10 protein-coding genes and 1 pseudogene are annotated in these 14643 nt (G+C 68.6%); 4 read left to right on the forward strand and 7 right to left on the reverse strand.

Features of this window, described 5'->3' with window-relative positions; genetic code table 11:
- Positions 1-76: 76 nt before the first annotated feature.
- From HNR07_RS19970 to HNR07_RS19995, 6 genes are all read right to left on the reverse strand, one after another.
- Positions 77-772, reverse strand: coding sequence for a TetR/AcrR family transcriptional regulator (locus HNR07_RS19970; RefSeq protein ID WP_184366300.1), 696 nt, complete (start codon positions 770-772; stop codon positions 77-79).
- Between the two features lie 57 nt (positions 773-829).
- Positions 830-2296: a sensor histidine kinase gene (locus tag HNR07_RS19975; protein WP_184366301.1), complete on the reverse strand. Its 1467-nt coding sequence runs from the start codon at positions 2294-2296 to the stop codon at positions 830-832.
- 73 nt (positions 2297-2369) lie between these two features.
- Complete coding sequence (locus HNR07_RS19980) at positions 2370-3062, reverse strand: response regulator transcription factor (RefSeq protein WP_184366302.1); 693 nt, start codon at positions 3060-3062, stop codon at positions 2370-2372.
- A 155-nt stretch (positions 3063-3217) separates the two neighbouring features.
- Positions 3218-4951, reverse strand: coding sequence for a glycerol-3-phosphate dehydrogenase (gene glpD, locus HNR07_RS19985; RefSeq protein WP_184366303.1), 1734 nt, complete (start codon positions 4949-4951; stop codon positions 3218-3220).
- 161 nt (positions 4952-5112) lie between these two features.
- Positions 5113-5373: a hypothetical protein gene (locus tag HNR07_RS19990; protein ID WP_239646170.1), complete on the reverse strand. Its 261-nt coding sequence runs from the start codon at positions 5371-5373 to the stop codon at positions 5113-5115.
- 227 nt (positions 5374-5600) lie between these two features.
- On the reverse strand, positions 5601-6011 hold the full coding sequence (locus HNR07_RS19995) for an ATP-binding protein (protein WP_184366304.1): 411 nt from the start codon (positions 6009-6011) through the stop codon (positions 5601-5603).
- Positions 6012-6349: 338 nt separating this feature from the next.
- Between HNR07_RS19995 and HNR07_RS20000 the strand changes: the two genes are divergently transcribed.
- The 4 genes and pseudogenes from HNR07_RS20000 to HNR07_RS20015 all read left to right on the forward strand — a co-directional run bounded on the left by HNR07_RS20000 (position 6350) and on the right by HNR07_RS20015 (position 8932).
- A complete protein-coding gene (locus tag HNR07_RS20000; RefSeq protein ID WP_017582520.1) occupies positions 6350-7213 on the forward strand; it encodes a helix-turn-helix domain-containing protein in 864 nt (287 codons plus the stop codon).
- A complete protein-coding gene (locus tag HNR07_RS20005; protein WP_184366305.1) occupies positions 7210-7602 on the forward strand; it encodes a DUF397 domain-containing protein in 393 nt (130 codons plus the stop codon). The genes HNR07_RS20000 and HNR07_RS20005 overlap by 4 nt, the downstream gene beginning before the upstream one ends.
- A 49-nt stretch (positions 7603-7651) precedes the next feature.
- Positions 7652-8050, forward strand: a pseudogene (locus tag HNR07_RS20010) (DUF5753 domain-containing protein); the annotation flags it as partial.
- Between the two features lie 85 nt (positions 8051-8135).
- A protein-coding gene (locus HNR07_RS20015; protein ID WP_246420400.1) for an IS5 family transposase occupies positions 8136-8932 on the forward strand; the annotation gives its coding sequence in 2 pieces (ribosomal slippage) (positions 8136-8472 and positions 8472-8932; 798 coding nt in all).
- An 8-nt stretch (positions 8933-8940) separates the two neighbouring features.
- On the opposite strand, the gene HNR07_RS35920 is transcribed toward HNR07_RS20015, so the two are convergent.
- Entirely contained in the window at positions 8941-14643 is a 5703-nt protein-coding gene (locus HNR07_RS35920) for an RHS repeat-associated core domain-containing protein (RefSeq protein ID WP_312893908.1), read from the reverse strand.

Raw genomic sequence — 14643 nt, forward strand, 5'->3', positions numbered from 1 at the left:
GCAGGAGAGATGGGTGTGGTGAGCGGACCGGCTGGGTCGGCGCCCCTTCGGGGGCGCGCGCCCGGGAGGTGTTAGCTCAGGAGGTGCCGGTGTCGGAGCCGAGGGCGCCGAAGCCGGTGCGGTAGGTGCCGATCATGCGGTCGAGCAGCTCGGCCCAGACCCGGCGCGACTCGGCGGTGTCGGTCCCACCGGTGGCCAGGGCCCAGCGGCGGACCACGGCCAGTGACCCGCCCACGAGCGCACCGCACATCAGGTCGACCTCGAAGGGGTCGGCCGAGGGGTGGTGGTGCAGGGTGGTGGCGGCGATCCGGCCGCCCAGGTCGGAGATGGCCCGCTCGAAGAGCACGGCCTGACGCGGGTTCGGCCGGTGATCGCCGAGGTCGAAGATCTGGGCGGGGCCGCAGCCCTCGCTCTCGAAGATCCGGGTGAACTCGGCGATCGGGGTGACCAGGTCGGTGGCGCGCAGGGCGGCGGCGAGCCGGTCGAACATCAGGGCCCCCTCGCCCGCCGAGGCGAGGTTGGCGTCGACGTTGTCGAGGACGGCCCCGAGCATCTCCCGGAACACCTCGAGGGTGATGTCGTCCAGCGTCTTGAAGTGGTTGAAGACGGTGCGCCGGGAGACGTCTGCCCGGGCGGCGAGCTGGTCGACGGTGAAGTCGGTGCCGCCGATCTCGGTCATGAGTTCCGCCGCGGCGTCGACGATGGCACGCCGGTGCCGGGCCTTGAGCGCTTCGCGCCGGTCGGTCGCGGGCGTGCGCCGCTGTTCTGCCATGGATTCAGCCTAGGCAAGTGCGTGCACTTAGTGCAACGACGCACTGAGTACACCTAGTCACACCGGTTCGTCCCGAAGGTCCGCCCGCTGTTGGTCCGGCTGGTCCCGTTGGAGCCGCAGCCGCAGTCGCGCGTCGATCCCGGTCGGTTCCCTGGGGCTCAGGGACAGCTTCGCACCCTGGAGCTCGAGCAGGGTGACCACGATGGACAGGCCGAGCCCGGTACCGCCCGACCCCCCGCCGTCGCGCCAGAAGGGCCGGGTGGCCTGAGCCAGCTGCTCCTCGGGCAGCCCGGGCCCGTCGTCCACCACGTGCACGTCCAGGTGCCCGCCGTCCTCCCCCTCCCTGACCGGTTCCCCCACGTGCACCGTGATGCGCACGCCCTCCCCGCCGAACTTCAGGGCGTTGTCGATGAGCGCGTCCAGGGCCTGGTCCAGGGTGCCCTCCACGCAGCGCACCGGCGCGGTCCGGGCACCCGAGCACTCCAGGGCGGCGCGGGCGCGTTCGGCGATCGGCCGCCAGGCGTCCACCCGCTGCTCGGCCACCTCCCGGGCGTCCTCCCACACGGTGGAGTGCTCGGCGTCCTCTGCCTGGGCCAGGGTGAGCAGGCTGTCGCAGATCCGGGAGAGCCGGTCCACCTCGTCCAGGGCCAGCCGGTGCTCCTGTGCGCCCTCGGACCCCAGGTACCGGGACAGGCTGCCCACCCGCAGGCGCAGCGCGGCCAGCGGGTTGCGCACCTGGTGCCCGGCGTAGGCCACGAAGGTGCGCTGGCTCTCCAGCATGGAGGTGATGGTGTCGGCCATCTGGTTGAAGGACTCGCCGAGCCTGCGCAGTTCCGCGGGCCCGGCCGCGGTGCGCACCCGGGCGTCCAGGCTGCCGCCGCTCACCGCCCGGGTGGCTTCGTCGAGATCGTGGACGGGGCGCAGGATCCAGCGGGTGAGCGGCCCGGCCACCGCGATGCCCGCCACCATCAGGGCGGCCACCACCAGCAGGGCCACGGACCACTGCGCGAGGGTGGCGCGGCGCAGGGCGTCGGTGGGCGAGGCGGTGACGGCGGCCCCGACCACCTCGCCGGAGCTGCCGATGGGCTCGGCGACGATCAGCGGCCCCTCCTGCCAGGGCCAGACCACGCTGTCCGCGCCCATCCGGTTCCCGGCCAGCGCGGTGCGGACCGGACCGGGGACCTCCTCGGCGCTGCCCGGCCAGCCGGAGGGGTCCAGGTCGGCGAGGGTGAGCTCGGGCCGGGAGGAGGCCACCACCTCGCCGTCGCGGTCCACCACCACGGCGGTGATCCCGTACACCTGCTCGTAGACGGTGAGCTCGCCGGTCAGCCCGGACAGGGTGTCCTCGGTCCCGGTCAGCACCCCGGGTTCGGCCAGCCCGGCGAAGCGGGCGGTGTCGTTGATCCGGTCCAGGAGCATGTCGGAGGTGCCCCGGGCGGCGATGCTCTGGCACAGGGGGAGGGCGAGCGCCAGGCAGGCGGCGACCAGCAGGGTGACGTACACGGTCACCACGCGCCGGTGCATCACCGGCCCCCTTCCGCCGCCGCGGTGACCGCCCCCGGGCCCGCCGCGGAGCCTTCCGGGCGGCCGAACGCTCTCATGCCCGCGACGCCGGTACACCAGCGTTCTCGGTGGCCACCAGCCGGTAGCCGACCCCGCGCACGGTCTGGATCAGCCGGGGCAGGCCCAGTTTGGAACGCAGGGTTCCGATGTGCACCTCAAGGGTGCGCAGGGTGCCCGGCCAGGCGGTCTGCCAGACCTTGAGCAGCAGGTCCTCCCGGGAGACCACCGCGCCCGCCTCCCTGAGCAGGACCACGAGCAGGTCGAACTCCTTTCGGGTGAGTTCGACCGGTCGGCCCTCGCAGAGCACGGAGCGGGTGGCCAGGTCCGCCTCGATCGGCCCGGTCCGCAGGACGGTGTCGACCCGCCTGGTGGTGCGGCGCAGCACCGCCTCCATCCGGGCGCACAGCTCCTCGATGACCAGTGGTTTGACCACGTAGTCGTCGGCGCCGGAGCGCAGCCCGAGGATGCGCTCGCGCTGCTGCCGCCGGGCGGTGACCATGATGATCGCGGTGTCACCGAAGTCCTGGCGCTCCCGGATCCGCTGGCACAGTTCGATGCCGTCCATGTCGGGCAGCCCGAGGTCGAGCAGGACGATGTCCGCGGAGGGTGCGGCCAGGGCACCCCCCGCGGTCCTCGCCTGGTCGACCTCGTAGCCGTGCGCCTCCAGCGCCCCGGCGAGGGCGTCCGCGAGGCGGACGTCGTCCTCGACGAGCAGCACCTTGATCATGACCGGTGTCCTTTGAAGGGTGTACGTAAAAGGGGGTTAACACGCACCCTAACCGGACAATGTGCCCCAGGCCACACCGAAGTCGTCAGTGCTCAGCGGCCCTGCCCGCGGCCGCCGAGCGACCCCGTCAGGTGGTCATGCTCACGGGACCCCCTTCAGGGGTGGTCTCCCGGCCGCCCCACGCGCAGGTCCGGAACGATCTCCGGGGCACCGTGCTGGACGGCGTCGGCCTCCTGGTCGGTGTCCTGCTCCTGGGCTGCGCGTTCGGCCTCGATGCCCTTGCGGTAGTACTCCACCTCGCGCTTGACCTGCTCCTCGTTCCAGTCCAGGGGCTCCGCCATGAGCTCGGCCGCCGCCTCGGCCGCGGCGATCCCCCGGTCCCAGGTCTCGAAGGAGATGCGGGTCCGCCGGGACAGGACGTCCTCCAGGTGGCGGGCGCCCTCCGCCGCCACCGCGTAGACGACCTCCGCCCGCAGGTAGTCCTCGCCGCCGGCCAGCGGCTGCCCCAGGTCGGGCCGCTCCCTGATCAGGTCCAGGACGTCGTGCACGGACGAGCCGAACCGGCGCAGCAGGTGCGTGACACGGGAGACGTGCAGCCCCGAGTCGCGGGCCAGCCGGTGCCGCTGGTTGTACAGCGCCGCGTACCCGTCCGCGCCCACCAGCGGCAGCTTGTCGGTGACCGAGTCCGGGACCGCCCCGCCCAGCCCGTGCGCCACCGCGTCCACCGCGTCCTTGGCCATGACCCGGTAGGTGGTGTACTTGCCGCCCGCGATGAGCACCAGCCCGGGCACCGGGTGGGCGACGGTGTGCTCGCGGGACAGCTTGGAGGTCTCCTCCGACTCCCCCGACAGCAGCGGCCGCAGCCCGGCGTAGACGCCCTCCACGTCGTCGCGGCCCAGGGGCGTGCGCAGCACCTGGTTGACGTGGTCCAGGACGTAGTCGATGTCGGCCCGGGAGGCCGCCGGGTTCTCCTTGTCCAGGTCCCAGGGGGTGTCGGTGGTGCCGATGATCCAGTGGCGGCCCCACGGGATCACGAACAGCACGCTCTTCTCGGTCTGCAGGATCATCCCGGAGGAGGCCTGGATGCGGTCCCGGGGCACCACCAGGTGCACGCCCTTGGAGGCGCTCACGTGGATCTGCCCGCGCCCGCCCACCATCTCCTGGATGTCGTCGGTCCACACCCCGGCGGCGTTGACCACCTGGCGGGCGCGGATCTGCTTCCTGTCCCCGGTCTCCAGGTCGGCCGCGGTCGCGCCGACCACGTGCTCGCCCTCGCGCAGGAACTCCACGGCCTGCACCCGGGAGGCGATGTTGGCGCCCAATCCGGCGGCGGTGCGCAGGACGGTGGTGACCAGGCGGGCGTCGTCGACCTGGCAGTCCCAGTACTGGACCGCCCCGGCCAGCGCGCTGCGCTTGAGCGCCGGGAACACCTTGAGCGCCCCGGACCTGGACAGGTGCCGGTGCGAGGGCAGTCCGCGGTTGTTGCGCGAGGTGAGCGCCAGGGTGTCGTAGAGGGTGACGCCCGCGCCGATGTAGAAGCGTTCCCAGTGGTGCTCGAACGGGAAGAGGAACGGCACCGGGCGGACCAGGTGCGGGGCGATGGTGGTGAGCAGCAGCCCGCGCTCGTGCAGAGCCTCGCGAACCAGCTCGAAGTCGAACTGCTCCAGGTAGCGGAGCCCGCCGTGGATGAGTTTGCTGGATCTGCTGGAGGTCCCCGAGGCGAAGTCGCGCGCCTCGATCAGCCCCGTGGAGAGCCCGCGCGAGACCGCGTCGAGCGCGATCCCCGCGCCCACGATCCCGCCGCCCACCACGAGGACGTCCAGCTCCTCATCGGCCATCGAAGCGAGCGCCTCGGTGCGCCCCTGCGGCCCCAACCAGGTGGTTGCCATCGGTGGTCCTCCCTCTCGATCGGTGTCCCACCAAGGCGCATACCCGGTCCGGTGGGGCCCCAGGCTAACCGGAGCCCGAAGGAGCTGTGCGTTGCCACACGCGATACCGCCGATTTACCTCCGCCAGACCGCCGGGGCCAGGAAGGCGGCGGCGATCCCGCTTACCCCCTCAGCAGGTAGGGCCGGACCAGGGCACCGGCTGCTTCGTTCGGGTGGCCCCACTCCCCCGAGTTCCTGCCACTGCCCGCCAACTCCAACCGCCGAGGGGCCGGAGGGAGCTGGGGCCTGATCGGCGCGGTTCTGGTCGGAGCGCCGATCACCTGGCACAGCGCCCACGCCACCGCTGAGGCGAACACCCACCACAACCGCGAGGCCATCGTCTGACGGGGCTTGCGGTGCCTTCCTCCACTAGAGTTCTGCATGGTCTTCCTCCTGCTTCGTTCAGGTGGTCGATCAGCCCGGGCCGGTGATTGGTGCACCGACCCGGGCACTGTGCTTTCTGGGGGCGCACCGCTTTCTGGGGGTGCGTCGATCGTTTCTGGGGGTGCGTCGATCGCCGAAAGCGTGCGCGCGGGTGTCAATGGCCCCTGTGCACCGAAGCTGCGCTTCCCGCCGCGCTGGCCTGAGCCGCGATCCGCACCCGTGTTCCCTAGCCGTCCAGGTCGGGTTCCCGGTCGAGGCGGATCATCGCCCGCATGTACAACGGCTGGTCGGGCCGCCCCTCCCACCACCAGTACTCGGCGACCTGGTCCACCAGCCACAACCCGCGCCCACCCGGGCACGGTTCTCCGGACTCCGGTTCGATCACCCGGGGCCGCAACCTGGGCCCACCCCACTTACGGCCCTGGTCCAGCACCCCCAGCAGCACGGTCGTGTGGCCCAGGAACTCCATCGAGACCCCGATCCGCCCGTACTTCTCACAGCTCGCCGAGTGGCGAACGGCGTTGGTGGCCAGCTCACTGCCGACCAGCGCCACCCAGAACCCCTTCTCACCACGCAGCCGCTCGTCCCGGGTCAGCCACGCCCGCACCTTCGCGATGGCCTGCTCGTTCCCGTCCATGTAGCAAAACGCCGCCGACGACAGCCCCACCCCACCACCAGGTCGCCGAGGCCCAACTTTCCGACCAACACCCATAACGCCCTCCTCAGATGAGTCCGCGAACAGTCATCGAAGGCAGCCCAGAACCACCCACCACACACTCGACCCTCTGCCCCTGGAAACGGTGTGTAGCCGAACCATCGCTCCTTCGATACAAACGATCATGCCCAGGGGAAGCTTCGCTCGCAAGCGTTCTCAAAAATCTTTTTTAGAAAGCTTCTCAGGCGAACTACCGATAGCATCAGGGCGGCGACAAGCACGGGTTGCCCAACCGCCGAAGAGCTGGAACGGGGAGGAACGTGGCGCGAACACGCGGCCCAGCAGGGAGCAAGCGCAAGCTGGGGCTCTGGCTGAAGGAGCAGCGCACAACTGCCGGACTCACCGGCAAGCAGGTCGCGAACGAACTCGGCTGTGGTGACCCGAAGGTCTTCCGCATGGAGGGAGGCCATGCGGTCCCCAGCAAGCTGGAACTCGATCGCCTCTTCGAGCTCTTCGGCGTCGAGGACTCCCAGGAGCGCGAACTCATACGCCAGCTCTCAGCGGACGCGAAGTCGCGACACTGGACCAGCGACTTCGAGAGCGTCATGCCGCCCAAGTTCGACATCTACGTCGGGCGCGAAGAGGACGCCACCAGCATCTACGTCTACGAGACGCACCTCGTCCAGGGTCTGCTCCAAACCCAGGACCACATGCGCTCCCTGCTCGCGGCCACCAACCCCCAGGACGCCCCCGAGGACGTCGAACGCCTTGTCGAGTTCCGCACCCGACGACAGCGAATCCTGGACCGCGACCCCGACCCGCTGAACCTGTGGGTACTCATGGACGAAGCCGCCCTACGCAGACAGGTCGGCGGACCACAGGTCCACCGGGCACAGCTCGAACACCTGCTGACGGTCACTCGCAAACCCAACGTGAACGTTCAGGTCATCCCGGAGAGCGTGGGTGCGCACGCGGGCCTGAGCGGCCCGTTCAGCATCCTGGAGTTCGAGACGGACGAGCCCTCGATGATCTACATCGAAGGCCAGGGCGGGAACCTGTACCTGGACAAACCGCGCGAGATCCGCCGCCACAAACAGCTGTGGAACCACATCGTGGATGTCGCCACTCCCACAGCTGCGTCCGCACGCTACATCGAAAAGCTCATGGAGGAGCTGCCATCATGACCCGCCACCAGAACGGCTCCCGCCCCAGCCTCGCTGAAATCACTCAGCTGCCGTTCGTCAAGTCGTCGTTCTCCGGCGGCCAGGGCTCCTGCGTCGGCATCAAGCGGTTCGGACCCTGGACCATCGTCGGCAAGCACGAACTCGGCGAGGCCAGCCCCACCCTGGCCTTCCCCAGCGCCGACTGGGATGAATTCTGCGCACGCATCGCCCAAGGCGAGAAGACCTCCTTCGGCGAGGTCACCGCGGCCTTCACTCCTGAGGGCGGGTTCACCCTGACCGAGGCCACCAACCCACAGGCCCCCATCATCGTCTACGACAAGGCCGAATGGGACGCCTTCCAGCTCGGCGCCCAAGCCGGAGAACTCCGCAGCGCCACCCCCACCAACTGAGCACAACCAACGGTCAGCCCTCACCACCGCTCGGGTCCGTCGGCAGCAACGTCTCACCGGTGACAACCCGCTCCGCTTCTCAGCAGTCTTCAATGAGTCCGCTCTCCATCGCGTGATCGGTGGGACCGAGGTGACGAGAGATCAGCTCATCCACCTCATGGAGACGGCTGATCTACCCAACGTGGACTTGCGTTGTGTGCCGTTCACTGCCGGAGCTCACGCCGCGACCGAGGGGAACTTCGTTCTACTCCGGTTCCCCGACCTCATCGAAGGGGTCAACTCAGGCGACGCGGTCTACATCGAGTACGCCATCGGTGGCCTGTTCCTGGAGCAGGAGTCCGAAACCTCCTACTACCAGGGGTTGTTTCACAAGGTGCAGGGGGCTGCGCTGGAACAGCAAGAGACCCGAAAGCTCATTCAGCGATTGCTGGACGAAAAGTACAAGTAGGGAAGAGATGACCGTGGAGAACGGGTGGAACAACTGGCGTAAGAGCTCATCTCATTTGGATTCTCGATAACCTGGCCCGGTGTCGATGATTGAGCGTTTGGTGCCGGACGGACTGTGGGAGCTGTTCCAGCGGGTGGTGCCCGAGGCACCCACCCGGCCTCAAGGTGGTGGGCGGCGCAGACACGGCGACCGTGAGGTCTTGGCCGCGATCATCTTCGTGGCGACCACCGGCTGCACTTGGGCCCAGCTTCCACCGGTCTTCGGACCCTCCGGGCCCACCGCACACCGGCGTTTCACCGAGTGGAGCCGGGCCCGCGTGTGGGCGAAGCCGCACCGCCTGGTCCTGGACGAACTCGGCTCCCGCGGTGAACTCGACTGGTCGCGGTGCGCGATCGACTCGGTGAACATGCGTGCTCTCAAAGGGGGGACCTGACAGGTCCGAATCCTGTCGATCGGGGCAAGAAGGGCGCCAAGATCCACTTGATCACCGATCGGGCCGGGCTTCCGATTTCCATGGCGATCTCGGGTGCGAACCTGCACGACAGCCAAGCCCTGCAACCGCTGATTCGTGCGATACCGCCCATCAGGTCCAGGCGAGGCCGCAGGCGGCGCAAACCCGGAAAGCTCCACGGCGACAAGGGCTACGACTACAACCACCTGCGCCGATGGCTGCGCGAACGCGGGATCATCCATCGTCTGGCCCGCAAGGGCGTGGAATTCTCGAAGCGGTTGGGGCGGCACCGTTGGCAGGTCGAACGCACCATGGCCTGGCTGGCCGGATGCCGCCGGCTGCACCGCCGCTATGAGCGCAAGGCTGAGCACTTCCTCGCGTTCGCCGGCATCGCCTGCGCGTTGATTTGCTTCCGCAGACTCACCAAATGAGACGAGTTCTAAGTAGCGGGACTGTTGTTCGCGTACGCATACCCGTTCATGGACTGGGCGTCAACCAGATCCATCAGCGGATCGACCGAGATGAACCGGCCCAGGTCCGCGTCATACGAGCGTGCTCCGAGTTGGGTCAGACCAGTGGACGCATCGATCATCCCATCGACGAACCCGCGCTCCCCCGGCCACGTGCCCGTGGTGCCGCGGTCCTGACCGAACACCGTCATCCTGCGTTGGGTTACCTCGTCGCCGGTGGCGGCGATGCTCATCTCGCCTGTGCCGTGGTGGTCGGAGGTGATCCAGTGCAGGCGGCCGTCGTTCTCACGCACCGCCACGGTCTCACCCGCGTGGGTGAAGTAGCGGGTGGCTTCCTCGGTTCCCTCGGCCGGATCCCAGGTCACCTCCATCCCCGGAAGGTACAGGGTGGTGGCCCCGTTGGCGCGGCGCAGCAAGCGTTCGCCGTTGGCATCGTAGACGTACTCGGTCGTAGACAAACCACCCGTGACCTTGGTCAGCTCACCTTCAGGGCCCCACTCCAGACTCTGGTCATGCTCGCCGCTGTTCCGCGAGACCATGTTGCCAGCCTCGTCGTAGTCGTAGGAGTGGATGCTGTTACCCGTGCTCCCGGCCTCGGCTACCTGGGTGACGGCGTGCGCCGGACCCTGGCCTTCATCGGGGGTCGTGTAGTCACGGGTAATACCGCCACCCGGGCCGTGCTGAACCTCCTGGACGCGGTTGCCGATGGCGTCGTAGGTGAACTCGTGCCAGTACGGGGCCGCCCCGCCCAGCTCGCTCACCTGCGGCTCACTGGTGCAAGCCTGCTCACCCGTGGCGTCAGGTGTCCAGGCCTGGGTCAGGCGGCGCAGGTGGTCGTAGTCGAAGCACTGCACATCGGAGGCACGTTCGGAGTCGGTGGGCTCGTCGTTGATCGAGAGCAGGTTGCCGCGGTCGTCGTAGCCGTAGGTCTGGGTCGAGAGCGAACCTTCCCCGGCTTGGGGGACGACGCTGGCGTAGGCCAGCCGGTTGGTCTTCTCATCAAAGTCGAAGCTCTGCCAGGTGCGGTTGGCACCCAACACCCCGCGGTGGAACTCGCGTTGGACCAGGTTGCCGACCTTGGAGTAGACGGTCTCGGTGACGATGTGGTCACCACCCGAGAGTGTGGTGGGATTGCCCAACTCGTCATAGCCGTAGGTGACCGGTTCAGCGCGCAACGCCCCGGCGGCGGGCATGTCCGTGGCCCGGACGCTGCCGTCGGGGTAGTAGGTGGTGCGGAACAGGTAGTTGCCCGCGAGCTCGCCCTCCCCGGAGGGAATGTTGATCTGGTGGGCGCGGGGCCGGTTGACCGGGTCATAGCCCAGCACACGGGTGGTGTAAGCCTGCCCGTCCTCATACCGGGTTGAAGCTGTGGGCTGGCCGATGGCCACGGTGTCGAAGGTCCACTCGGCCCGCAGATCACCGTCACCGTCGCGCAGCTCGGTCTGACGGCCCAGTTCATCATGGACGGTGACCAGGCTCTGGCCCCGGGCGTCGGTGGTCTGCACCAGGCGGTCCATGTCGTCATAGCCCAGATGGCTCACCCCGGTGTCGGGGTCGGTCTCGGAGACCTTGCGGCCGCGTAGGTCGTAGTCGTAGGTCCAGGTGTTGCCGCCCGGATCGGTGACCGTCTCCAGCTCGGTGCGGGCGGTGTAGGTGTAGAAGGTCGAGTCGAAGTCGCCCTCCGCAGCGGGCCCGTGGTGCTTGCGCACCTCGACGGTGTTGCCACGCACGTCGGTGATAACAGTGGTGCCGGTGCCGCCCTCGGGCTCGCTCACCAACGTACGGTCGCCCTGGTGCTGCGTGGTGGTGCGGAACTGCTCCACCCCGCGTGACATCTGGACTTTGTCGGTGGTCCGACCAGCCCCGTCATAGACGGTGCGCATCCAGCGGGGGATCTCGTCGTGGTTGGCCACCACGAACAGCTCCCCGCCCGGCTCGTCCTCGTTGAAGTAGGGCTCGCGGGAGATGACGGTGTTACCCCGGCTGTCATAGAACACATCGGTCAGCACCCGGCCGCCACCCGGGGCCGGGGCTTGGCTCTGGCGTTCGCGGAGCAGCCCGTCCAGGATCTGGTGACTGGTGGTGTAACCACCGGAGGCGTTCAGCGTGTGCGTGGTGACGACGGTGGGTTCGTCCTTGGACAGGGCGTATTCGAACCGCATCGAGGGGGAGAAGCCGCGGTCGCGGGGCCGGTCGGCCAGCCACACGTCAGTCATGCGGCCCAACGGGTCGTAGGCCAACTCGGTGCGGTTGCCGTTGGCATCGGTTTCGGCCACCGGCTGGGAGCGCTCGTCGTACTCGACCGTGCTGGTGTGCCCCAGGGCGTTGGTGGTCTCCACCTTGGTGTTGGGGCCACCGGTGACCGCGGAGGTGTAGACGGTCGTGGTGGTGTTGCCCTCGGCATCGGTCACCTCAAGGGCGCGTCCGAACTGATCGAAGGTGGTTTCGCTGATGGTCTGGTAGACCGGTTGGCCGTCGTCGTAGTCGGCGATGCGCTGGGTCTGGGTGGGGCGGGCCTGGGTGGGTGTTTCCCCGAAATCGCCGCCGTCAAAGAGGGTGCGCTCGTCCTTGACCACGTCGTCGGGGTAGGAGGCGTCCTGCCCACAGGCCGCGGTCACGGTCTGAGTGCGTGCGATGGGGTTGAGCAGGTGCAGCCCGGTGTTGCGGGCGTAGGTGGTCCTGGTGCACCAATCGTCACCCTCGTCGTCCACGTCGCCGTGGTCGTGGACCGAGGTGACCATGCCGTAGTCGTCGAAGGTGTTGACTGTGCGGGTCTGCCGGAAGGACCCATCGGCCAGGGCAGTGTAGGCATCCACCTGTTTGGTGTTGGTCAGGTGGGCTTCCAGGTCCCAGTCGTGGGAGGTGGAGGCGGTGCGCTTCTTCCAGGGGGTGGTGATGGTCTTGGAGACCACGTCCCCGTCCACGCCGTCGCGGACGATGGTTTCGCGGGTCTGGCCGTTGAAGACCGGATCGTCGTTGACGCTAGTACCGGTGGAGTCGACCACCTTGGCGGTACGGGTGCCGGAGGGTTGGTGGTCGCCGTGCATGCCCTGGTAGAACAGGTGCTCGACCTCGGTGCGGGTCTCATCCGGGTGACCGGAGCGTTCGATCACCCGGTCGAAGCCGCGCCACTGCGACCAGGTGCGTCGGTCCTCGTCGACGAATCCGTCGTCGTCCATGTACGCCCAGGCCGGGTCTCCGACGTAGTCGTAGCTGGTGATCACGTCCGGGGCTCCGCCGACCAGGTCGACCTCGACCAGGTCGGTGACCACGTACTTGGCGAACCAGTCGGTGATGTCATCGGCCCCGGGACGGTGGGAGCGCACCACCGGGTAACACCGCTGGGTGTTGGTGTGCGCCTCGGGTTCCTTGCCTTCCTCGCAGTCGGGGGCGGCGTAGGACACGTCCACCTGGGCGCCGGTCTCGGTGTAGACGGCGGTGATGCGCCACTTGTTCATCGGCGCCAGGCCGTCGGTGGTGGAGTCGATGCGGTTGGGCATCGGGGTGCCGGCGAAGGTAATGGCCGGTTTGGTCTCGGAGTCGCCGCCGGTGTGGCCGGTGTGGGTGATGGAGTCCAGCCACAGGGCCGGGTCGGTGCCGTCCCCCGGGGCGGGGAAGGAGTGCTCCAGCTCCCAGGAGTCCACGGTGGTGTACTTCTCGCCGTCGTGGAGCTGGGTGGTGATCTTGTTCAGCTTCTTGGTGGTCCAGAACGTCGGGGAGTGCTGCCCGGCGCAGTCCTTCTCACAGTCCTGGTCCAGGGGGGTGTCGGGCCAGTACTCGGCGTTGTCCTCGTCCCGATCGTCCTCAGAGCACCCGAAGCCGGTGTCCACGCAGCGCTCGCCCACGGTGTAGAGCACCTGGGCCGGGGCGGTGGCCTGAGCGTCGTCATCACGCAGCCCGTAGGCGGTGCGCTTGAGGTAGCCGCCGCGGTCGTATTCGACCGGGTCGGAGTCGAAGTTGAGGCCGTAGTGGTTGGTCTCGGCCTGGTAGTAGTGGGCCAGGGCGTTGCCCTGCACATCAACGACGTAGTCCAGGTTCCACCGCCAGGCCTGGTCGCACCAGGCCTCGTCAAGGTCGGAGTCGTAGCAAGGTTCGCCCGGGTCGTTGCCGAAGACCGGGACGGTCCAGGCCGAGTTGGTGGTCTCATCGCCCGAGGAGTGGCCGGGCAGCTGGTTGAGGCCGAAGTGGTACTGGGTGCCGTCGACGGTGGTGACCTTCCAGTGCTCACCGTCGTTGTCGCCGTTGCTGGCACCGGTCAGGCGTTCGATCTTGGCGCCGTCGTCGCTCTTGGGGGTCCACTCACCGTCGTCGTAGACCAGTTCGGTGGCCCGGCCGCCCAGGTTCAGGGTGGCGTTGTGGTGGGACCAGCACTGGTCGGGGATCTTGGTGTCGTCGCCGTCTTCCTGGCAGGTCTGGTAGCGGCGTTCGATGTAGCCGGGGTGGTAGTCGAACCCTTCACCGATCCAGGAGGTCTGGTTGTTGGTGCCCGAGGTGCGCCCGTCCACCGACTGGGAGGAGTAACCCAGGCTGATCTCGGGGGCCAGGCCACCGGCCACGTTGGGGGTCTGGATCGGGTAGTTCCAGGAGAACCCCCCGGACTGGATACCCACGTTCCAGGTGGAGGAAGGGCTGAGCGGGGTGGCCGAGTAGTCCCCGGTCCCCTCTTCGCTGTCCCCGGAGGCCACCGCAGCCAACAGCATCCCGCTACCAGTAGCGGGGGCCAGGGCGGTCAAGGTCTGGGTGGTGGTGTCGTTGTCCGCATCCAGCTCGTGGGTGGACCAGCACCCCGCGCCTTCTTCGCCCTCACACTCGCTGAGCGCAACCAAGTCCAGTCTGGAACCGTAGTCGGCGCCGTAGGCGGAGGCGAAACCGGAGTAGTCCACCTCCACCCGCACCGGACCGGCTTCGTCCTCGCCGTCGGTGCGGGTGGCGCGCAACGCCAGACCGGACAGCCCCAGCTCGGCGGCCTCGGCCCGGTCAAGCACCTCGACCTCAGCGGAGCCCACCGGCCCGGCAGGCTCCCTCTCTTCCTGTTCCTCGGGGACATCCTCAAGGCCAGTGTCCTCGGCCGCTTCGGTTTCACTGTCCTGCGCGGGCTCCGGACTCCGCGGCTCGGCCTCGGGGATCTCCGCCTCGGTGTCGGCAGGCTCCTCCGTGGCCTCGCCCTCGGGGCTTCCGGGCTCTTCGTCTGCCTCTTCGGCCCGGGGATCGGCCGGGACCCGGCGCTCGCTGGTTGTCCCCTGGCCCTGCTCGTCCCCGGCCTCTTCAGGCTCTGTTGCCTCGTCGCTCTCCTCCGGCAACGGGGAGGTCCAAGACTCGAACTCCTCGGCTTCCACGCCTTCCACCCGCACCGGCTCTTCCTCAGCGCTGCCGCTGAGGGCCCGGGGTGCCAAATCGGTCCCGTCGAGAACCACCTTGGCGGGCTCGGGCCAATCGGCCTGGTCCAGTGCGGTCACCGCGGCCTCGGCCACAGCGGCATCGGCCTCGATCACCGGGACCGATGCCGGGTTTCCATCCACCGACTCGCCCAGATCTACGTCCGGGCGGGTGTTGTAGCCCAGAGCGGAGGCGGGAAGCGCCGAGACCAGCCCGGTCACCAGCACCAGCGAAACGAAGGAGACGAGGGACTTGCGGCCACGACGGGGCGAGGGGGTCTGGGGGATGTCAGACAC

This window comes from Nocardiopsis metallicus (assembly GCF_014201115.1).
Taxonomy (GTDB): domain Bacteria; phylum Actinomycetota; class Actinomycetes; order Streptosporangiales; family Streptosporangiaceae; genus Nocardiopsis; species Nocardiopsis metallicus.